This window comes from Aquicoccus sp. SU-CL01552 (assembly GCF_040365005.1).
In the GTDB taxonomy this organism is placed as follows: Bacteria; Pseudomonadota; Alphaproteobacteria; order Rhodobacterales; family Rhodobacteraceae; genus Antarcticimicrobium.
Genome location: NZ_BAABWV010000002.1, coordinates 49,288 through 69,756, shown reverse-complemented (window position 1 = coordinate 69,756; position 20,469 = coordinate 49,288). Strand labels below are relative to the sequence as shown.

23 protein-coding genes are annotated in these 20,469 nt (G+C 66.2%); 12 read left to right on the top strand and 11 right to left on the bottom strand.

Going from position 1 to position 20,469, the window contains the following annotated elements:
- Positions 1-144 precede the first annotated feature (144 nt).
- The 3 genes from ABWV23_RS03055 to ABWV23_RS03045 all read left to right on the top strand — a co-directional run bounded on the left by ABWV23_RS03055 (position 145) and on the right by ABWV23_RS03045 (position 4,041).
- Complete coding sequence (locus ABWV23_RS03055; RefSeq protein ID WP_353344801.1) at positions 145-1,863, top strand: bifunctional sulfate adenylyltransferase/adenylylsulfate kinase; 1,719 nt, start codon at positions 145-147, stop codon at positions 1,861-1,863.
- Between the two features lie 127 nt (positions 1,864-1,990).
- Entirely contained in the window at positions 1,991-3,124 is a 1,134-nt protein-coding gene (locus ABWV23_RS03050; RefSeq protein WP_353344799.1) for a glycosyltransferase family 10 domain-containing protein, read from the top strand.
- A 50-nt stretch (positions 3,125-3,174) separates the two neighbouring features.
- Positions 3,175-4,041: a glycosyltransferase family 10 domain-containing protein gene (locus ABWV23_RS03045; RefSeq protein WP_353344797.1), complete on the top strand. Its 867-nt coding sequence runs from the start codon at positions 3,175-3,177 to the stop codon at positions 4,039-4,041.
- Between the two features lie 9 nt (positions 4,042-4,050).
- Here the strand turns inward: ABWV23_RS03045 and ABWV23_RS03040 are convergent, their stop codons facing one another.
- Positions 4,051-4,275 (bottom strand): DUF1150 family protein, encoded by a 225-nt coding sequence (locus ABWV23_RS03040; RefSeq protein WP_353344795.1) that lies wholly within the window; start codon positions 4,273-4,275, stop codon positions 4,051-4,053.
- A 5-nt stretch (positions 4,276-4,280) separates the two neighbouring features.
- A complete protein-coding gene (locus tag ABWV23_RS03035; RefSeq protein ID WP_353344793.1) occupies positions 4,281-4,694 on the bottom strand; it encodes an Hsp20 family protein in 414 nt (137 codons plus the stop codon).
- A gap of 164 nt (positions 4,695-4,858) precedes the next feature.
- On the opposite strand from ABWV23_RS03035, the gene ABWV23_RS03030 reads away from it, so the two are divergent.
- The 3 genes from ABWV23_RS03030 to ABWV23_RS03020 all read left to right on the top strand — a co-directional run bounded on the left by ABWV23_RS03030 (position 4,859) and on the right by ABWV23_RS03020 (position 6,748).
- Positions 4,859-5,083 carry a YdcH family protein gene (locus ABWV23_RS03030; protein ID WP_353344791.1) on the top strand — a complete coding sequence of 75 codons (225 nt, stop codon included), beginning with the start codon at positions 4,859-4,861 and terminating at the stop codon, positions 5,081-5,083.
- 107 nt (positions 5,084-5,190) lie between these two features.
- On the top strand, positions 5,191-5,679 hold the full coding sequence (gene purE, locus ABWV23_RS03025) for a 5-(carboxyamino)imidazole ribonucleotide mutase (RefSeq protein WP_353344789.1): 489 nt from the start codon (positions 5,191-5,193) through the stop codon (positions 5,677-5,679).
- Positions 5,672-6,748, top strand: coding sequence for a 5-(carboxyamino)imidazole ribonucleotide synthase (locus ABWV23_RS03020; RefSeq protein WP_353344787.1), 1,077 nt, complete (start codon positions 5,672-5,674; stop codon positions 6,746-6,748). The genes purE and ABWV23_RS03020 overlap by 8 nt, the downstream gene beginning before the upstream one ends.
- Before the next feature lie 156 nt (positions 6,749-6,904).
- On the opposite strand, the gene ABWV23_RS03015 is transcribed toward ABWV23_RS03020, so the two are convergent.
- From ABWV23_RS03015 to ABWV23_RS02985, 7 genes are all read right to left on the bottom strand, one after another.
- Entirely contained in the window at positions 6,905-8,056 is a 1,152-nt protein-coding gene (locus tag ABWV23_RS03015) for an alpha-D-ribose 1-methylphosphonate 5-triphosphate diphosphatase (RefSeq protein ID WP_353344785.1), read from the bottom strand.
- Positions 8,053-8,826, bottom strand: a complete 774-nt coding sequence (locus tag ABWV23_RS03010) for an alpha/beta fold hydrolase (protein WP_353344783.1) — start codon at positions 8,824-8,826, stop codon at positions 8,053-8,055. Before ABWV23_RS03010 ends, ABWV23_RS03015 begins: the two co-directional genes overlap by 4 nt.
- A 47-nt stretch (positions 8,827-8,873) precedes the next feature.
- Positions 8,874-9,719: a DMT family transporter gene (locus ABWV23_RS03005; RefSeq protein ID WP_353344781.1), complete on the bottom strand. Its 846-nt coding sequence runs from the start codon at positions 9,717-9,719 to the stop codon at positions 8,874-8,876.
- Between the two features lie 12 nt (positions 9,720-9,731).
- Positions 9,732-10,835, bottom strand: coding sequence for a DUF8173 domain-containing protein (locus ABWV23_RS03000; RefSeq protein ID WP_353344779.1), 1,104 nt, complete (start codon positions 10,833-10,835; stop codon positions 9,732-9,734).
- Between the two features lie 173 nt (positions 10,836-11,008).
- Positions 11,009-12,652, bottom strand: coding sequence for a chaperonin GroEL (groL, locus tag ABWV23_RS02995; RefSeq protein ID WP_353344777.1), 1,644 nt, complete (start codon positions 12,650-12,652; stop codon positions 11,009-11,011).
- Positions 12,653-12,696: 44 nt separating this feature from the next.
- Positions 12,697-12,984 (bottom strand): co-chaperone GroES, encoded by a 288-nt coding sequence (locus ABWV23_RS02990; protein ID WP_353344775.1) that lies wholly within the window; start codon positions 12,982-12,984, stop codon positions 12,697-12,699.
- A gap of 150 nt (positions 12,985-13,134) precedes the next feature.
- The gene (locus ABWV23_RS02985; RefSeq protein ID WP_353344773.1) at positions 13,135-13,806 is read right to left on the bottom strand and encodes a DUF2161 domain-containing phosphodiesterase; all 672 of its coding nucleotides are present in this window, start codon (positions 13,804-13,806) and stop codon (positions 13,135-13,137) included.
- Positions 13,807-13,950: 144 nt separating this feature from the next.
- On the opposite strand from ABWV23_RS02985, the gene ABWV23_RS02980 reads away from it, so the two are divergent.
- The 6 genes from ABWV23_RS02980 to ABWV23_RS02955 all read left to right on the top strand — a co-directional run bounded on the left by ABWV23_RS02980 (position 13,951) and on the right by ABWV23_RS02955 (position 18,868).
- Positions 13,951-14,871 (top strand): manganese-dependent inorganic pyrophosphatase, encoded by a 921-nt coding sequence (locus ABWV23_RS02980; RefSeq protein WP_353344771.1) that lies wholly within the window; start codon positions 13,951-13,953, stop codon positions 14,869-14,871.
- Positions 14,872-14,945: 74 nt separating this feature from the next.
- A complete protein-coding gene (locus ABWV23_RS02975; protein WP_353344769.1) occupies positions 14,946-15,821 on the top strand; it encodes a TIGR01459 family HAD-type hydrolase in 876 nt (291 codons plus the stop codon).
- A 104-nt stretch (positions 15,822-15,925) separates the two neighbouring features.
- Positions 15,926-16,369, top strand: coding sequence for a MaoC family dehydratase (locus tag ABWV23_RS02970; protein WP_353345246.1), 444 nt, complete (start codon positions 15,926-15,928; stop codon positions 16,367-16,369).
- Positions 16,370-16,425: 56 nt separating this feature from the next.
- Entirely contained in the window at positions 16,426-17,358 is a 933-nt protein-coding gene (locus ABWV23_RS02965) for a bifunctional riboflavin kinase/FAD synthetase (RefSeq protein ID WP_353344767.1), read from the top strand.
- Positions 17,355-17,825 (top strand): YcgN family cysteine cluster protein, encoded by a 471-nt coding sequence (locus tag ABWV23_RS02960; protein ID WP_353344765.1) that lies wholly within the window; start codon positions 17,355-17,357, stop codon positions 17,823-17,825. Before ABWV23_RS02965 ends, ABWV23_RS02960 begins: the two co-directional genes overlap by 4 nt.
- Positions 17,825-18,868 carry a threonine aldolase family protein gene (locus ABWV23_RS02955; protein WP_353344763.1) on the top strand — a complete coding sequence of 348 codons (1,044 nt, stop codon included), beginning with the start codon at positions 17,825-17,827 and terminating at the stop codon, positions 18,866-18,868. Before ABWV23_RS02960 ends, ABWV23_RS02955 begins: the two co-directional genes overlap by 1 nt.
- A gap of 146 nt (positions 18,869-19,014) precedes the next feature.
- Here ABWV23_RS02955 and ABWV23_RS02950 read toward each other — a convergent pair whose 3' ends face one another.
- The gene (locus ABWV23_RS02950; RefSeq protein ID WP_353344761.1) at positions 19,015-19,827 is read right to left on the bottom strand and encodes an alpha/beta hydrolase; all 813 of its coding nucleotides are present in this window, start codon (positions 19,825-19,827) and stop codon (positions 19,015-19,017) included.
- Positions 19,827-20,429: a 2-hydroxychromene-2-carboxylate isomerase gene (locus tag ABWV23_RS02945; RefSeq protein ID WP_353344759.1), complete on the bottom strand. Its 603-nt coding sequence runs from the start codon at positions 20,427-20,429 to the stop codon at positions 19,827-19,829. Before ABWV23_RS02945 ends, ABWV23_RS02950 begins: the two co-directional genes overlap by 1 nt.
- Positions 20,430-20,469 lie beyond the last annotated feature (40 nt).

The window sequence follows — 20,469 nt, the reverse complement described above, 5'->3', positions numbered from 1 at the left end:
GAATGCCGCAGGACCGGTGAAGTTCCAGCACATCGCTGAAAAAACCGGAGGCAACGGGTGGACTTTTCCGGCCCGGCAGGTCTATGCCGCGCGCGACCGATGCTGTCATCTTCCGCCGAAACACCGACAACCGAGAGATTTGAAATGACAATGCTTAGTAATCTGACTCCGATCCCGGAGTTGTACGTTTCCTATGAATCCGCCCAGAAGCTGAAGGTCGAGGCCGGCGAGCTGAAAAGCTGGGACCTGACCCCGCGCCAGATCTGCGATCTGGAGCTCTTGATGAACGGCGGGTTCAACCCGCTGAAAGGATTCCTGACCGAAGCGGATTACAACGGTGTTGTCGACAATATGCGCCTGGCCGACGGCCAGCTGTGGCCGATGCCGATCAACCTGGATGTCTCCGTGGCCTTTGCCGAGGGCCTGGAGGTTGGCGAGGACATCGCGCTGCGCGACCAGGAAGGCGTGATCCTGGCCACCATGACCGTGACCGACCGTTGGGAGCCGAACAAGTCGCTGGAGGCCGAGAAGGTGTTCGGCGCCGACGACAGCGCGCACCCAGCCGTCAACTACCTGCACAACACCGCCGGAAAGATCTATCTCGGCGGGCCGGTCACCGGCATCCAGCAGCCGATCCACTATGACTTCCGCGCCCGTCGCGACACCCCGAACGAACTGCGGTCGTACTTCCGCAAGCTGGGCTGGCGCCGCATCGTCGCCTTCCAGACTCGCAACCCGCTGCACCGCGCGCACCAGGAACTGACCTTCCGCGCCGCGAAAGAGGCCCAGGCCAACCTGCTGATCCACCCTGTTGTCGGAATGACCAAGCCGGGCGACGTCGATCACTTCACCCGCGTGCGCTGCTACGAGGCGGTTCTCGACAAGTACCCGGCAGCGACCACCACCATGTCGCTGCTGCCGCTGGCCATGCGCATGGCCGGCCCGCGCGAGGCGGTCTGGCACGGCCTGATCCGCAAGAACCACGGCGTGACCCACTTCATCGTCGGCCGTGACCATGCCGGCCCGGGCAAGAACAGCCAGGGCGAGGACTTCTACGGCCCCTACGACGCACAGGACCTCTTCCGCGAACACCAGGACGAGATGGGCATCGAGATGGTCGACTTCAAACACATGGTCTATGTGCAGGAGCGCGCCCAGTACGAGCCCAACGACGAGATCGAGGATCGTGACAACGTCACCATCCTGAACATCTCGGGCACCGAGCTGCGCCGGCGCCTGGCCGAGGGGCTGGAAATCCCCGAGTGGTTCTCCTTCCCCGAGGTGGTCAAGGAGCTGCGCCGCACCAAGCCGCCGCGCAGCCAGCAGGGTTTCACCGTGTTCTTCACCGGTTTCTCCGGCTCCGGCAAATCGACCATCGCCAACGCGCTCATGGTCAAGCTGATGGAGATGGGCGGACGTCCGGTGACGCTTCTGGATGGCGACATCGTGCGCAAGAACCTCAGCTCCGAGCTGGGCTTCTCGAAAGAGCACCGCGATCTGAACATCCGCCGCATCGGTTATGTCGCCAGCGAGATCACCAAGAACGGCGGTATCGCCATCTGTGCCCCGATCGCGCCCTATGCCACCACCCGCCGCGCCGTGCGCGAGGACGTCGAGGCCTATGGCGCCTTTGTCGAGGTGCATGTGGCGACCACGATCGAGGAATGCGAACGCCGCGACCGCAAAGGCCTGTACAAGCTGGCGCGCGAGGGCAAGATCAAGGAGTTCACCGGGATCTCCGACCCGTATGACGTGCCCGAGAACCCCGAGCTGCGCGTCGAGACCGAGAATGTCGATGTCGACAACTGCGCCCACCAGGTCCTGCTGAAACTCGAGCAGATGGGCCTGATCGGCCTGAGCTGATCCGGTTTTTCTTCTTCGCGGGCGCGGTCATCGGGAACGGTGGCCGCGCCAGTTTTTTCCCTCTGCGATGGTGATGCCGCCCCGGCCCTGCTAGGGTGCCCCGATCCCGCAGCAACACCGCAGCCCGATGCAAATGGCCCCTTCGCCCGTTCAGGTTCATGTCTTTACGGATGCCCCCGAAGCCGTTTTCATAAAGCAGTTTCCGGGTGCCACCCCGGAACTCGAGGGGTTTCGGTTCACCTTCGGGCCGACGGTCCCCGATGCGATCGACGTGCTGATCGTCTTCAACCGCGCCTCCTATACGCTCGCCACCCGGTTGCCGGTGGCGCGGACTGCCTTCATCGCCGCCGAACCCGAGGTGATCCACCCCTACAGCGAGCGCTACCTGGATCAGTTCGGCATCGTCGTCTCGGCGACCGGCAAGCCGCTGTCGACGCAGCAATGGAAGACCGCCCCCAATTGGTACTGGTTCGCGGGCATCGATTTCTCCAAGCCCTGGGAACTGGAGTACATGAAGGGCTACGACGCCTTCGCAGCGCTGAAGGTTCCTCCGAAACGCGACAAGATCTCGGTCGTCACCTCGAACAAGGTGTTCACCGATTACCACAGGAAACGCGTCACCTTCCTTGACGCCATCATCGACAAGATCCCAGATCACCTGGAAATCTTCGGGCGCGGATACCGGTCGGTCGACGACAAGGCCGAGGCGCTGTTGCCCTGCAAGTATCATATAGCGCTGGAAAACTGCGACGGTGACGACACCTGGACCGAGAAACTGGCCGACCCGCTGCTGTGCTGGGCGTTTCCTTTTTACGCCGGATGCACCAACGTCGAGGCCTATTTCCCGAACGACAGCTTTTCCTATCTCGACCTGAATAATCCCGACCAGATGGCGCAGGATATGGTCGCGGCCGTGCAGAACGATCTCTGGGGCCGGTCCCTCAAGGCGATCGCAACGGCGCGCGACCGGCTGTTGAGCGAGCACAGCCTCGCCTTCCAGCTTCTTCGGCTGGCGATGTCCGCGCACCAGTCCCCGGCGCCCGACCCGGCGGCACCGATGCGCCATATCTGGTCCGAGAAATCGCTTTGGCCCGAGAGCGGCGCGCGCGGCAACCTTGCCGACTGGACGCTGCGAAATACCCTGATGACCTTCGACAAGGGCATCGAATTGAAAACCCTCGGGCTGCGCCGCAAGCTCGAGGCCGCCAGAAGCCGGCGCCGCAAGCGCAAGCTCGCCAGGCTTGAAAAAGGCGCGCCCTAGCACCACTTAACAGGCGCCCCGATCCGGGGCGCGCAACCGACAAGGTTTCCATGGCTCACGATACCCCCGCGGTCGGCATCCTGCCTCATACCGAGTACCTCGGATATTTTCCCTCCAGCTATCCGCTGGACCGGCTGCACTGGCCGCTGGGCCAGCCCGAGAGACTGATCGGCAAAACGTTGCGGCACCTGGGCCGCAAGGATCACCTGATCCTCTATCCGCGCAGCACCTCTTACTACCGGCCATGGTTCGGAACCCGCGCCCGGATCTCGGTGATGATCCTGGAACCGGAGGTCGTGCACCGGCGGCACATGGACAAGATGCGCCGGTTTCACCGGCGGTTCCACCGGGTACTCACCGCCAACGAGGCACTTCTGGCGGATATTCCCAACGGCCGGTTCTTTCCCTTCGGCAGCACCTGGGTCCCGGAATGGCGCGACGTGGATGTGACCAAGACACGCATGGTGTCGCTGATCGCCTCCGCCAAACGCTCGCAGCCGGGACACCTGCCGCGCCATGAAATCGTCGACTGGGCGCGCACCGCCCCGGTCGAATTTGACGCCATCGGACGCGGCTACAAGCCGTTCGACAGGAAATCCGAGGGGTTGGCCCCCTATCGGTTTTCCGTGGTCATCGAGAACTCGAGAGAGCCGAACTATTTCACCGAGAAGCTGATAGACTCGATCCTTTGCGAGGCGGTTCCGATCTACCTGGGATGCCCCAATATTGACCGCTTTCTGCCGACGGACGGCATGATCATCTGCGACAATACCGACGATATTCGCAACGCGGTCCTAGGCACCTCCGAGGCGCTGTTCGACGAAAAGCTTCCCGCCCTGCGCGCCATCAAGGAGCGAGCGGCGGAGTTGGGCGAGACCGAGAAACGGGCCGCCCTGACCGTGCTGGACAAGGGCTGACCCGCAGGATCAATGCACCGTGACAGGGGCGAGGTCGTTCTGCCGCGCCAGCACGAAGGCCAGGCGGCGGTCGGCCACCAGCGCGATCTGCTGGCCTTCGGAATCATGCACCGCATACAGGTGCTCGCGCCCGCCGGCGCCGGCGCGCACTTCGTCCGGCAGATCGGCGACGTTGACCTCTTTCACGTAAACGATCCGGCGGCCGTCCTGGTTGAAATCAAAAGGCGTGTTCATGTCGGTTACCCCTTTCTGATGTTGATGGTCTGCACAACGCTTTCCGGTTTGGCGCGGGTCAGGTCCACGTGCAGCAGACCGTTCTCCATGATCGCCTCGCCCACTTCGACACCATCGGCAAGGACGAACATGCGCTGGAATTGCCGCCCGGCAATGCCCCGGTGCAGGAACACCCGCCCGGCGCCATCATCGGCCTGACGCCCCCGGATCACCAGCTGGCGATCCTCGACGGTGATCGACAGATCCTCTTCCGCGAACCCGGCCACCGCCAGGGTGATGCGATAGGAGTAATCCGACGTCTGTTCGATGTTGTACGGGGGATAGCCCTCGTTGCCCGACTTGGCCGAGCGTTCCAGCAGGCGTTCCAGCTGCTCGAATCCCAACATGTGCGGGTAGGACCCCAGGGTAAGTTTCGACACGTCATTCGTCCTTTAATATCAAAGCGACGGTTCGCACGGCCCCGTCAAGGCGACCGCACAGGACAAATATGGGCAGAATGCCGTGAATTAACAAGGGCTAGGCGAAACACCGGCTTCGTCGTATCCTGTCCCCTACCCGCAGACAGGAGCCACGAGTCGCCACCATGAACGCCCAGACCGACATCTCGATGAAAACCGACGAGGTTCTGCGCGTCGAGCTGGAGGTTTTTCGCCGCCAGCACCGCGACCTGGACGAGGCGATCACCGCCCTGGTCGAACGCGCGACCGGGGATGCCTTGACCATCAAGCGGTTGAAAAAACAGAAACTTCGCCTCAAGGACATGATCGCCCAGATCGAGGACCGGCTGACTCCGGACATCATCGCCTGACCGGCGGCGGATCGGGGCCGGATCGGCACCCGACCGCATTGCCAGGCACCGCGATTTGGCTATAGTGCGCGCTCTTTCCCGGCACAGGGCGCAGCAAGGGGCATCACATGGCCAAACCTTCCGTGGGCATCATCATGGGCAGCCAGTCGGACTGGCCCACCATGAAAGAGGCCGCCGACATCCTCGACACTCTCGACATCGCCTACGAGGCACGGATCGTCTCGGCGCATCGCACGCCGGACCGGCTGTGGGATTACGGCAAGACCGCCGTCGGGCGCGGGCTGCAGGTGATCATCGCTGGCGCCGGCGGCGCGGCGCACCTGCCGGGCATGATGGCCTCCAAGACCCGCGTGCCGGTGATCGGCGTTCCGGTACAGACCCGTGCGCTCTCGGGCGTCGATTCGCTCTATTCCATCGTTCAGATGCCAAAGGGGTTTCCGGTCGCGACCATGGCCATCGGCGCCGCCGGTGCAGCCAACGCCGGGCTGATGGCCGCCGGCATCCTGGCGCTGCAGGACGCGGAACTGGCCGCGCGGCTGGACGACTGGCGCGCGACGCTTTCGGCCTCGATCCCGGAGGTGCCGATCGATGACTGAGCCGCTCGCCCCTGGCGCCGTGATCGGCATCCTCGGTGGTGGCCAGCTCGGCCGCATGCTCTCGGTCGCGGCCAGCCGGCTGGGCTTCACCACCCATATCTATGAGCCCGGTGCCACCCCGCCCGCCGGGCAGGTCGCCGCAACGGTCACGACCGCCGGTTATGACGACACCGCCGCGCTCGCCGCTTTCGCCGAAACCGTCGACGTGATCACCTACGAGTTCGAGAACATCCCGACCGAGGCGCTCGACCTGCTGGAGCCGCTGCGCCCGATCCGCCCCGGTCGCAAGGCCCTGAAGATCAGCCAGGACCGGCTGGTGGAAAAGGCGTTCCTCTCCGACCTGGGGCTGAGGACCGCCCCCTTTGCCGCCGTTGACGATGCCGAGGACCTGGCCGAGGCACTGGCCGAGATCGGCGCGCCCGCGATCCTCAAGACCCGCCGCTTCGGCTATGACGGCAAGGGTCAGGCCCGCATCATGACCCCCGAGGCAGCCGAACAGGCGCTGGCCGACATGGCCGGCGCACCCGCGATCCTCGAGGGGTTCGTCGAGTTCAGCCACGAGGTCTCGGTCATCGCAGCGCGCGGGGCCGACGGGTCGGTCGCCTGTTTCGATCCCGGCGAGAACGTGCACGAGGACGGCATCCTGCGCACCACCACACTGCCCGCCCGGCTGAGCCCGGCACAACGGACCGACGCGGTGCTGCTGGCGGCCAATATCCTCAACGCGCTGGATTACGTCGGCGTGATGGGGGTCGAGCTTTTCGTCACCCCCGCCGGCCTTGTCGTCAACGAGATCGCGCCGAGGGTGCATAATTCCGGCCACTGGACCCAGAACGGCTGTGCGGTGGACCAGTTCGAACAGCACATCCGCGCCGTGGCCGGCTGGCCGCTGGGCGACGGGCAGCGCCATTCGGACGTGGTGATGGAGAACCTGATCGGCGGCGACATGGACCGGGTGCCCGAGCTGGCCGGTCAGCCCGACACCGCGATCCACCTTTACGGCAAGGCCGAGGTCAAGCCGGGCCGCAAGATGGGCCATGTCAACCGGGTGATCCGCCCGCCGCGCTGACGCAGGCGAGCGACCACCCCTCAAGGACCGGGCACGCCGCCCCGGGGCTCCGCCCGGTCACGCCTGAAACGCTCCACCGGAGCCTTTCCGAGACGGCGCTCATTCTTCTCTTCCCAAATACTCAAATCCGCCGCGCGCCTCCCGCGCGGCGGTGGATCAAGCCAGAAACCGCGCCGCCACTTCGCCCGCCATATAGGCCACGCGCCCACCGGCAAAGACCGCGCCGAGACGCTGGCTGTCCTCCTCCAGCACCACGAAATCGGCGCGCTTCCCGGGCTCCAGCGTGCCGCGATCGTCCAGCCCCAGCACCCGCGCCGGCCCGGCCGACACCAAGTCCCAGGCCGCCTCGAAACCCAACACCCCGGTTCCGGCCAGCCGCAGCGCGGCGCGGCGCGGGCTCGGATAGTGATAGTCCGAGGCCAGCGCATCGCAGAGCCCCATCGCCACCACGTCCAGCGCGCTGACGTTGCCCTTGTGCGAGCCGCCGCGCATCAGGTTGGGTGCCCCCATGACGATGGCGTCACCGCCGGCACGGGCGCTCTCGGCGGCCTCCAGCGTCTCGGGGAACTCGGCGATCCCGACCCCGCGCGCGCGCCATGCGGCGCGCTCCCCGGCGCTGTGATCGTCGTGGCTGCCCATGCGCACCCCCTGCGCCGCCAGCCGGGCGCAGAGCGCATCGAGGGCCGCCGGCACCTCGCCCCCGCGCGCGTGCAGCTCCAGCAGCAGTTCGAAATGACGATCCGGGTTGCGTCCGGCCTTCAGCGCCTGCCCGGTCAGCTGTTTCGGCCTGCGCCCCTCGGCCAGCCGGTCATGCGGCAGGTGGTCGTTGAACACAACGTAGGGCACCTGCCACGCGGCCAGCCGCTCTGGCAGATCGCCATAGGCGTCGAGCAGGTGGGTCTCGAACCGCAGTTGCGGGATCAGGTCGGGCACCACCCGCGCCCGCGCGGCGGCGATGGCGGGCATCACCCGGGCGGCGAAGTCCGGCCCGCGCAGACCGCCCTCCCAGCTGTGGAACTGGGCCAGGACGGCGGTGGTGATCCCGTGGCTGGCCAGTTCCGCCGCCGCCGCCGCGATCCCCTCTTCCAGGTCGGTCATCGCACCGCGCCGGGGGGCGACGTGGCGCTCGAACCCGTCGCCGTGCAGATCGACGATTCCGGGCAGCACCAGGCAGCCGCCCAAGTCGACCGCGCGGCCTACGCGGTCCGCCACGATCTCGCCCGCGGCAAAGGACAGCGTATCACGCACCAGCCCCGCGCCGGGTCGCAGCACCCGGGCTCCGGTCAGCTCCAGCGCCGGCGCGCTCATCGGCTGGGCTCCGAGCGGGGGGCGGTCGGGCAGTCGCCGGTCAGGCAGATCTCGTCGATCTCCTCCAGCAGCGCGTCGAGCCAGGTGATCCCGGGATCGAACCGCCCGGTCTCGATGAAATGCACCGCCTGCGCGATCACGCGCGGGTTGTTCATCATAAAGGTATGGGTCACCGGCAGGACAAGATGCGCCGCCATGCCCGCCACCCGGGTTTCGCGGACCGCGACCTTGCCGTCATCCGGCCCGTCGATCATCCCGCTGAAGATCGGGTTGAGGGTCTCGGTGCCCGCGATCACGCCAAGAGGGAAATCCACCGGCGGCAGGGCGCGCGGGACGCTGCCCGGTCCGGTGCCAAGCTGCTTTCCCGCCGGGCCGTTGAGCATCCCGAACACCTCCCAATCGTCCAGCGCGTCCACCAGTTGCGCGCCCTGGTTCGGCGGCCCCAGCATCACCACGCGGCCCAGGTGCCCGGGCCGGTGATCTCTGAGCCAGTAGCGCAGCAGGATGCCCCCCATCGAGTGGGTCACGAAATGCACCGTTTCCTCGCCGCATTCTGCAATCGCCGCCGGAAGGGTCTGCTCCGCCAGCGCCGGGATCGGCAGGTCGGTCGAGGGGTATCCGGGCCGCACCACCTTGTAGCCGCGCCCGGTAAGCACTTCGTCCATCACCACGAAGGAGGACTCGGTCCGCGCCAGCCCGTGCAGCAGAACGACACAATCGGCCATCGCCGCGGCGGGCCAGAACAGGAGAAGGAAAGCCAAGTATCGCATGCAGGGCAAATAGGAGGTTTGACGGTGGGTGAAAAGCGGCAAGCGGATCAGCCGCGCGCCGGGCGCGGCAGCGCCAGCGCGATGCCGCCCAGCACCACCCCCGCGCCGAGGATCAGCCGCAGCCCCGGCGCCTCGGCCAGAAGCGCCGCGCCGGCGGCCAGCGCGATCACCGGCACGCTGAGTTGCAGGGTCGCCGCCGTCGCCGCGCCGAGCCGGGGCACCAAGCTGTACCACAGCGCATAGCCGAGGCCCGAGGTTCCCGCCCCGGCCAGCGCTGCCAACGCCAGCCCCGTCCCGGTGGCCTGCCCCTCGCCCACCGCCCAGATCAGCGGCAGCGCGGTCAGCGGCAGCGCGAGGCAGAAATTCGCCGCCGTGGCAGGCAGCGCCGCCGGCTCGCCCCGGCCGCTCAGGGTATAGACACCCCAGCCGATCCCGGCCGCCGCCATCCACATCCCACCCGAGAGCGAGACCTGTGCATCACCCGTCGGCCAGAGGATCCAGGCCAGCCCGGCAAAGGCCACACCCGCGCCCACCACCTGACGCCGCCCCACCTGCGCACCGCCCATCGCCCCGAGCCCGAGCATGGTGATCTGTACCACGCCGAACATGATCAGCGCCCCAAGCCCGGCGTCGAGCGTCAGATAGGCCAGCGAGAACCCGACCATGTAGACGGTGAGCGACAGCGACCCGGCCCAGCGCCGCCGGTGCCACAGCGGCAGTGCCTCGCGACGGGCCAGTACCAGCACCACCAGCAACGCCGCCCCCGCCGCCACCCGCACCAGCGCAAAGCCCGAGGGGCCGATCGCGCCGCTGTCGACGGCGGCCCGGTTCAGCAGCGAGTTGGCCGCAAAGGCCGCCATGGTCAGCACGACCAGCAGGGAAAGGCGCAGCATGTAAGGGTCCAATCAGTAGCGCGGCGCGCCGAGCATGTGGTCTGGCAGCAGCCGGATGGCAAGCGCCCCCAGCCCGGTCAGCAGCACCAGCAGGACGAAGAGCCAGCCGAGGAAGGGCACCAGCCCGATCACGCCCGCGACCAGCGCGCCGACACCGGCCGCCAGCGCCCGGTCACCGATGCTGTCCGGCAGGGCGCGTCCCGCCGCAGAGAGCAGCGCCACGCCAAATGCATAGGCCCCGACCACGTAGCCGAGGAACCCGGCCAGCACCGCCAGCAGGAAGAATGCCGGGGTCAGCAGGATCCCGATCCCGGTCAGCGCCACCACCAGCCCCGCGCCGCTGAGCGCCGAGAGGGCCAGGAAACCGGCGCCAAAGGTGCGCCCGGGCCGGTCGAGAATGCGGCGGCGCATCGCCGCCAGCGCCTCGGGCAGCAGCGCCGCGATCAGCGCGGCCACGCCGGCCACCAGCAGCACGCCGAACAGGAATCCGCCCAGCACGCCGCGCCAGGAGTGTCCCCCGTGATGACCTCGGTCGCGGCTCCAATCCGCGGCCGGGTGCCGCTCGATCCGGGCCTCTGGCGCGACCGAGGCCGGAACCGTCAGTTGGCCGGGGGTATTCTCATAGAGCATCAGGGTGCCGTCGACACGGGCGCCGGGGCCGAAATCCACGTCGCGCGCGGTCAGCGCCATGTCCCCCGAAACCACGCTGTTCAGCGTGACGCGCTCGCCCGCCAAAAGGGCATAGCCGCCGATCGCTTCCTCGATCCGTAGCTCGGAGCCGGAGGCGCGCAGGTTGCCCGCGACCGGGCCGCGCACGGTGACCTTCTGGCCGAACAGGGTCGCGTTGCCCGCCACCCTACCGTCCAGGGTCACGTCCTGGCCGGCCATGTAGGCATTGCCGCCAACCGCCCCGGACAAGGTGACCCAACGCCCCGCCATATGGGCGGTTCCGGCGATATCGGTGGTCGCGGTCACCTGTTCGCCGGCAAGGAACAGATCGGTTCGCCCTTCCTGCGCAAAGCTCACGCTGCGGCCGGCGCGAAAGGCATCGCCGCCGATGGCAAGGCGATCACCGTTCTCCTCGGCCAGGGCGGTGGTGGCCAGAAAAACGGACATGAAAATCAACAAAACAAAACGCATCTCAATCCCCCGGGACAATTCAGGCAGCGACAGGCTACCCGGCGGATATGACACTTGCCAGCGCGGGATCAAGGCGCGTGCGGAACCGGCGGAAAAAAGAAAGGGGGCCCAAAGGCCCCCTTCCCCGTCTGTCCGGATGACCGGGCAGCTTACATCATGCCGCCCATGCCGCCCATGTCGGGCATGCCGCCGGCGGGCGCTGCGCCCTCTTTGGCGGGCTTGTCGGCCACCATCGCCTCGGTGGTGATCAGCAGACCGGCGATCGACGCTGCATCTTCCAGCGCGGTGCGGACCACCTTGGCGGGGTCAATCACGCCGAAGGCGAACATGTCACCATATTCTTCGGTCTGCGCGTTGAAGCCGAACTTCAGGTCGTCCGATTCGCGGATCTTGCCGGCCACGACGGCGCCGTCGACGCCCGCGTTCTCGGCGATCTGGCGCAGCGGAGCTTCCAGCGCCTTGCGGACGATTGTGATACCCGCGTTCTGGTCGCTGTTGACGCCGGTCAGATCGGCCAGCGACTTGGCACCCTGAACCAGGGCAACACCGCCCCCAACAACGATGCCTTCCTGAACGGCGGCACGGGTTGCGTTCAGCGCGTCGTCGACGCGGTCCTTGCGCTCTTTCACTTCGACCTCGGTCATGCCGCCAACGCGGATGACGGCCACACCGCCGGCCAGCTTGGCCACGCGTTCCTGCAGCTTTTCACGGTCGTAGTCGCTGGTGGTCTCTTCGATCTGGGTGCGGATCTGGGACACGCGCGCCTCGATCTCGGCCTTTTCGCCGGCACCGTCGACGATGGTGGTCTCGTCCTTGGTGATCTGAACCTTCTTGGCGGTGCCAAGCATGTCCATGGTGACGCTTTCCAGCTTCATGCCCAGATCTTCGGAGATGACCTGACCGCCGGTCAGGATCGCGATGTCCTGCAGCATGGCCTTGCGGCGATCGCCGAAGCCCGGTGCCTTGACGGCCGCGATTTTCAGGCCGCCGCGCAGCTTGTTCACCACGAGGGTCGCCAGCGCTTCGCCTTCCACGTCCTCGGCGATGATCAGCAGCGGTTTCTGCGACTGGATCACCGACTCGAGCAGCGGCACCATCGGCTGCAGCGACGAGAGTTTCTTCTCGTGCAGCAGGATCATGCAGTCTTCCAACTCGGTGGTCATCTTGTCGGGGTTGGTCACGAAGTACGGCGACAGGTAGCCGCGGTCGAACTGCATGCCCTCGACCACGTCGGTCTCGGTTTCCAGGCCCTTGTTCTCTTCGACGGTGATGACACCCTCGTTGCCGACCTTCTGCATCGCGTCCGCGATCTGCTGGCCGATCTCGGTTTCACCGTTGGCCGAGATGGTGCCGACCTGGGCAACCTCTGCCGAATCGTTGACCGGGCGCGAGGCGGACTTGATGGCCTCGACGACCTTGCTGGTGGCCACGTCGATACCGCGCTTGAGGTCCATCGGGTTCATGCCGGCGGCAACTGCCTTCATGCCCTCTTTCACGATGGCTTGGGCCAGGACCGTGGCGGTGGTGGTGCCGTCGCCGGCCTCGTCGTTGGTGCGGGAAGCAACTTCCTTCACCATCTGGGCGCCCATGTTCTCGAACTTGTCTTCCAGTTCGATTTCCTTGGCAACCGACACACCGTCCTTGGTGATGCGGGGCGCGCCGAAGCTCTTGTCCAGAACCACGTTGCGGCCTTTCGGGCCCAGGGTCACTTTTACCGCGTCAGCCAGGATGTTCACACCCTTGAGCATCTTGTTGCGGGCTTCGGTATCAAATTTGACGTCTTTAGCAGCCATTGCTGTTTTCCTCGTCTAAATTGGTTTCAGGGAAGGGGGCGACCTCAGGCGATGATGCCGAGGATGTCGCTTTCCTTCATGATCAGCATCTCTTCACCTTCGACGGTGACTTCGGTGCCCGACCATTTGCCGAACAGGATCTTGTCGCCTTCCGACACGGCCATCGCGATCAGCTCACCGCTGTCCTTGCGGGCGCCTTCGCCACATGCAACGACGATACCTTCGGCCGGCTTTTCCTTTGCGCTTTCGGGAATGATCAGCCCGCCCGCGGTCTTTTCGTCGCCTTCGACGCGACGGACCAACACCCGGTCGTGAAGTGGTTTGAATGCCATCTTTGCAGCTCCTTGAGGCTCAAAGTTCGTTTTGTTGAAGTTCCCCGCTCTCCCCGGGAAACCGTTATCACTCACCCGAGGAGAGTGATAACGACGCATAGCTAGGCAGCGCGCCCGGCCATGTCAACAGGACTCTTCACGCGGAAGCGCTCAATCCGCATCCCAGCTGTAGGCCCAGTGAACCAGCCCCTGCGCGCCGGCCTCGGTCAGCCGGTAGATTCCCTTTTCCACCCGCTCGAACCAGCCATAGTGGTTGTCCGCCATCAGCCGGGTGGCATTGGTCACCCCGGTCGCCCCCGCCACCACGGCGCCTTTTTGCGCCCCGTGCTCGGCCAGATGGGCGGCACAGCGCAGCGCATCCTGCCGATAAGCGGTAACGATGCCGTGGCGGGTTGCACCGCCGGCATTGGGATCGCCCTGCAGCCGGTCGAACTCGCGCAGCAAACGCGCGCTGCGTTTCTTCGATTTTCGCGGCGCATAGGGCCCTGGATCGCAATGCACCTCGGCCCGGCCATTGGCGCGCACCGTGATCAGGCCCAGCCCCAGCCGACGGCACAGCGCCAGATTGTCCCGCAGCGCCCCACGCGCGGTCCGGCCGGTGGGACGCGGCACCGCGATATAGACCAGGTCGGTCACCGTCTGCCGCGTGATCGCCTGGTGAAACAGGCTCAGCGAGAACCGCAGCTTCAACTCGACGATCACCGGCGGCTCATCGCCGCGCCGCGCCATCACGTCGGCCGGGCCGACCTCGCCCTTGACGGTATACCCCTGGCGTTCCAGCAGCGCCTTGACCGGCGGATAGAGATCTTGTTCCAGGCTCATCGCGGCCAACCTAGGCGATCCCCCGCCCCCCGTTCAACCGGCACGCTGCTGCGGGGAAAATCCCGTGAAAACCCCACGTGACAAGCCCCCGCGCCCTGCCTATAAGGCGCGCAAATCCCAATCTTCGTTGAACAGGACATTGTCATGACCATCCAAGTTTTCGGCCACAAATCCCCCGACACCGATTCGACCGGCTCGCCGATCATCTGGGCATGGTACCTGAACGAGGTGAAGGGCATCGCCGCCGAACCCAAGCTGCTGGGCGAGCCGAACACCGAGGCTGCCTTCATGCTGACCCGCTGGGGCTTTGAGAAGCCCGCGATCATCGCGGATGTGGCCGATGGCGCCGAGGTGGTGATCGTCGACACCAACAACCCCGCCGAGCTGCCCGCCAACATCAACGGCGCCGACGTGCGCGCGATCATCGACCACCACAAGCTGGTCGGCGGGCTGGAAACCAAGGGGCCGATCGACATCACCGTGCGCCCGCTGGCCTGCACCGCAACCATCATGATCGACCTGATGGGCGAGGACGCCGCCAAGATGCCCGAGGCGATCAAGGGCGCGGCACTGACCTGCATCCTCTCCGACACGCTGGAATTCCGCAGCCCCACCACCACCGACCATGACAAGGCTGTGGCCGAAAAGCTGGCCGCCGACCTGGGCATCGCGATCCCCGATTACGCCGCCGAGATGTTCGCCGCGAAATCCGATGTCTCGGCCTTCTCCGACGCCGAGTTGCTGCGCATGGACAGCAAGGAATACGAGGTCGAAGGCACGAAGTTCCGCGTCTCGGTGCTGGAAACCACCGCTCCGGCGACCGTACTGGACCGCAAGGACAGCCTGGTCGAGAGCATGAAAACCGTGGCCGACGAGGACGGCGTCGACCAGGTGCTGCTCTTCGTCATCGACATCCTGAACGAAGAGGCCACGCTGTTGGTGCCCAACGACCTTGTGAAAGGCGTGGCCGAGAAGAGCTTTGGCGCCACCGTCGCGGGTGACACCGTGGTCCTGCCCGGCATCATGAGCCGGAAAAAGCAGATCATCCCGAACCTCAAGGTCTGAGCGCCGCGACACGATCATCCGCAAGAGGGGCGCATCGGGCGCCCCTTTTTTCTGTCCCGCCAAGGAATTGCCCCATGACCCAGATCATCAACGCCCTGTCCGACATCTCCGACCGCTACGACGTGCTCTTTGTCGATCTCTGGGGCTGCGTTCATGACGGGGTGCGGGCCTTTCCGGCCGCGGTGGCGGCCCTGCAGGCCTATCGCAAGGGTGGCGGCACCGTGGTGCTGGTGACCAATTCGCCGAAACCCCGGCTGGGCGTCGCCACCCAGATGCGGTCTTTCGGCGTGCCGGACGACGCCTATGACACCATCGCCACCAGCGGCGACAGCGCCCGCGCGGCGATGTTCGAGGGGGTGGTCGGCGAAAAAGTCTGGTTCATGGGCGAATGGGAGCGCGACCACGAGTTCTTCGAGCCGATCCACGTGATCCACGATCCCGTCGCCATCACCCGCGTCCCGCTGAACGAGGCCGAGGGCATCGTCTGCTGCGGCCCGTTCGACCCGATGGCCGATCCGGCGGTGAACCGGCCCGAGTTCCTGCTGGCGAAACAAAAGGGGCTGAAACTGCTCTGCGCCAACCCCGATATCGTGGTCGACCGGGGCGAGACCCGCGAATGGTGCGCCGGCGCGCTGGCGCGGCTCTATACCGAGATGGGGGGGGAAAGCCTCTATTTCGGCAAGCCGCACCCGCCGATCTACGATCTTGCCCGCCGCCGGCTGGCCGAGCTAGGCAAGGATGTGGGCAATGCCGCGATCCTCGCCATCGGCGACGGCATCCACACCGATGTCGCCGGCGCGATGGGCGAGGATATCGATTCGCTGTTCATCACCGGCGGGTTGTCGGCACGGGACACCGCGACCACCGATCAACCGGACCCCGAGGCCCTGGCCCGGTTCATCAAGGCCGAACAGTCCAATCCCAGCTTTGCCATCGGGCAATTGCGCTGACCGAAAAAACCGCTTGCTTTTCTGCACCTGCAAAGTAATAAAGTTGCCAAATCTCCGGTAATCTCAGATCTTTTATTACTCCGCAGATGACACAAGAGGACGACATGTTGGACAACCTGCCCCGCGGAACCATCTGTATCGAAGACATCGAGATGGGCATGACGCGCCACCTGCGCAAAGTGGTGACGGACGCCGACATCGAGATGTTCGCGCAGGTCTCGACCGATCACAACCCGGTGCACCTGGATGACGAATACGCCCAGGACACGATCTTCGAGGGGCGGATTGCCCACGGCATGCTGACCGCCGGGCTGATCTCGGCGGTGATCGGCGAACAGCTGCCCGGGCATGGCACCATCTACATGGGCCAGACGCTGAAGTTCCTCGCCCCGGTGCGCCCGGGCGACATGGTCTATGCCGAGGTCAAGGTGGTCGACATCGACATCGCCAAGCGCCGCGTCAAGCTGGATTGCCACTGCGCGGTCGATGGCAAGAAGGTTCTGGCCGGCGAGGCCACGGTGCTCGCGCCCAGCCGCAAGTTCGACTGACCCCGCCCCGCCGAACCGCGCTTGCGCCCGGTCGCGCAGGGCGCTAGGCATCGGCCATGCGGATCATACGGGATTACCAGTTCGTCGAAGCCCAGGACCGCGGCGCCAGCGCCGCGATCGGCAATTTCGACGGCGTGCACATCGGCCATCAGTCGGTCATCAAGCTGGCGCGGCAGGCGGCGCCGGATGCCCCCCTCGGGATCATCACCTTCGAGCCGCACCCGCGCGAATATTTTGCCCCCGACAGCCCCCCCTTTCGCCTGATGCGCCGTGGCGCGCGTGGGCACCGGCTGGAAAAGCTGGGGGTCGACAAGCTGTACGAGCTGAACTTCAACGCCGCGCTGGCCGGGCTGACGCCCGAGGAGTTTGCGCGAACCGTTCTGGCCGAGGGGCTGGGCGTGGCGCATGTGGTGGTGGGTGCCGATTTCTGTTTCGGCAAGGGCCGCGCCGGCAATGCCGACGATCTGGTGCGGTTCGGCCGCGACATGGGCTTTGGCGTCACCATCGCACCGCTGCTGGAACAGTCGGAACACACCGTTTCCTCGACCGCGATCCGCACCGCGCTGAGCGAAGGCCGCCCGCGCGACGCCGCCGCCATGCTGGGTCACTGGCACCGGATCGAGGGCGCGGTCATCGGCGGCGAGCAGCGCGGCCGCGACCTGGGCTTTCCCACCGCCAACATGTCGATCGAGGGGCTGCACCCGCCCGCCTTCGGGGTCTACGCGGTGCTGGTCGACGTGCTCGACGGGCCGCACAAGGGCAGCTATCGCGGCGCCGCCTCTCTGGGGGTGCGGCCGATGTTCGGCGGAGAGGTACCCAATATCGAAACCTACCTGTTCGATTTCTCGGGCGATCTTTACGGCGCGACGCTCTCGGTCGGGCTGGTCGAATACCTGCGCCCCGAGATGAAATTCGAAAGCCTCGACGCACTGATTGCCCAGATGGACGGCGATTGCGCCCGCGCCCGTGACATCCTGGGGGCACTATGAGCGATCCGATCGACCGTTCCGGCCTGTCGCCCCGGTTCTGGGAACGCAAACCCCTGCGCCAGTTGAGCCCGCGCGAGTGGGAGGCGCTCTGCGACGGCTGCGGCAAGTGCTGCCTGAACAAGCTCGAGGACGAGGACACCGGCGAGGTCGACCTCACCTGCGTCGCCTGCCGGCTGCTCGACAATGAAACCTGCCGCTGTGCCCAGTACGAGATCCGCCACCAGTTCGTGTCCGAATGCATCGTGCTGCGCCCCGATAACATCGACGAACACGCCTACTGGATGCCGCAGACCTGCGCCTATCGCCTGTTGTGGGAGGGCAAGCCGCTGTTCGACTGGCACCCGCTGATCTCGGGCAATGCCGAAAGCGTACATTCGGCGGGGGTTTCCGTACGAAATCGCACCGTGCCGGAGTTCGAGGTCCCTGAAGAGGACTGGGAAGACTACATCATCGAGGAGCCCGTCTGATGTTCTTTGCCTCCGACAACGCCGGCCCGGTCCACCCAAACGTTCTCGCGGCGCTGACCAAGGCCAACGAGGGCTATGCCATGGGCTACGGCGCCGATGCGCTGATGGACCGGGTCCGCGACCGCATCCGCGAGGTGTTCGAGGCGCCCGAGGCCGCGGTCTACCTGGTGGCAACCGGTACGGCGGCCAACTCGCTGGCGCTGGCGACCCTGGCCAACCCCTGGGACACCATCTTTTGCACTCCCGTCGCCCATATCCACGAGGACGAGTGCAACGCGCCGGAGTTCTATTCCGGCGGCGCCAAGCTGACGCTGGTGGGCACCGGCGACCGGATGACGCCCAAGGCGCTGCGCGCGGCGATCGAGGGCGAGGAGACACGCGGCGTACACGGGCCGCAGCGCGGGCCGGTGTCGATCACCCAGGTGACCGAGCGCGGGTCGGTCTATACGCTGGACGAACTTGCCGCCCTGACCGCCGTTGCCAAGGAGTACGGACTCAAGGCCCATCTGGACGGCGCACGCTTTGCCAACGCGCTGGTGGCACTGGGATGCAGCCCGGCCGAGATGACCTGGAAGGCAGGGATCGACGCGGTCTCTTTCGGGGGAACCAAGAACGGGCTGATGGGGGCCGAGGCGGTGGTGTTCTTCGACCCCGAACAGGCCTGGGAATTCGAGCTGCGACGCAAGCGCGGGGCGCATCTGTTTTCCAAGCACCGCTATCTTTCGGCGCAGATGGATGCCTATCTGGCTGATGGGCTGTGGCTGGAGATGGCCGAACAGGCCAATGACAATTGCACGCGCCTTGCCACAGGGCTGCGCGACGCGGGGGCCGAGTTCCTGAACCTGCCGCAGGCCAACATGATCTTTGCCGCCCTGCCCCGCCGGGTACACCAGCGCCTCAAGGCCGAGGGCGCGATGTACTACCTCCAGGACGGGCCGCTGGAGAGCGGCGACGGCGGCGAGATGCTGGGCTGCCGGCTGGTCTGCGACTGGTCGATCAGTTCCGAACAGATCGACCGTTTCGTGGAACTGGCGCGGGGCTGAGCCAGCTCTCCGCTGTCATCCCCGCGAAAACGGGGGCCTCTCATCAGTGACGCGGCACACGATCCCCGGCTACGCGGGAATGACACCCCAAGACACGCCTGCGCGGAGATGACGGCTTGGGATGGAAGGTCCGGGGGGCCCGCCGTTCATTCCCCCGCCCGATCGAACAGCGCGCGCAGCGGTGCGGCCACCTCGGCCGGGTGCGTGATGGGCAGCATGTGCCCCGCCCCCTCGATCACGACATCGCGCGCATCCGGCAGGCGGCGGGCGATGGCATCGTTGATCGCCTTCGTCACCGGGTGGCTTTCGGTGCCCCGCAGCAGCAGCGCCGGCATCGTCGCCCGGTCAAGCCGGCCCGGCTGCATGATACCCGCCGGATCGTCATAAAGCGGCGTGCTGCAGGCATGGACGAAGCGGATGCTGCGGATCATGCCGGCGCGGGCGGGTTCGGGCATATCCGCCCAGGACACCCCGGCCCCGCCCCACATCTCGTTGAAGAGCCGCGTTCCGGCCTCGTAATCTCCGCGGTCCAACTGCTCGGAAAAGACCAGAGCGTCCTTGTCATGCGTCGCCAGCGCCTCTGGGTCGTCCTGCGCCGCGAAACAGAAATAGACCGGCTCGACCAATGTCAGGGACCGCACCCGGTCCGGGTGGGCCACCGCCAGCCGCAGCGCCACCGTGGCGCCAAAGGAATGGCCGATCACGTCCATCCGGTCGGTGAGGAAGGTTTCCGCGATCTCGGTGATCCGGTCCTGCGGATCGCCGCGCCCGTCCCAGTCGGGGCTGCGCCCGTGGCCGAGCATGTCGAACCCGGTGAATGTGGCCGCGTCCTCGAACTGCGCCGCCAGCCCGCGCCAGGCGCCGGAATGGCCCAGCGTGCAATGCAGCGCCAGCACCTGCCTGTCACCCTGGCCGAACTGGCGCGAGAAAACCGGCTGCGGAATCCCCTGCCCGTCCATCACAACCGCCCGGCGAGCGTTGCGTCCAGATCCTCCAGCCGGTCCTGACCCCAGAACCTCTGGTCCTCGCCGAGGATGTAGAAGGGTGAGCCGAAGACGCCGCGCGCGGCCCCTTCCTCGAGGTTGGCGGCATAGGTCTCGGCCCCGGCCAGCAGACCGCTTTCGGTCAGGCCCGGGTCGAAACCGGCCTCGGTCAGGCAGGCCTTCAACACCGTGTCCTCGGCGATGTCCTCTTCCTCCGCCCAGACCGCGCGGGTGATGGCATGGACCAGCGCGCCCATGTCGCCGCCGCCGGCCATCTGTGCCGCGATGATCGCATAGGAGGAGGGCGCCGCGTTGGTCGGCCAATGCGCCGGTTTCAGGTGAAACGTCAGACCCAGTTTCTTCGACTGCCGCATCAACTCCTGCGCCCGGTATTCCATCCGCGCCGGGTGCCGATCGGCTGGCGAGGCGCCGCCGGTGCGCGGAAACAGCGCGACGATGTCCAGCGGCTTGTAGGTGATGGTGGCCCCGTGCCGCGCGGCGATCTGTTCCAGCCGCGTGCCCGCGAGGTAGACATAGGGCGACAGCGTGGAAAAGAAGTAGTCGATATGGTGTGTCATCTTGGCATTTCTCCTGCCCCAATCTAGGCGCGACCGTAAG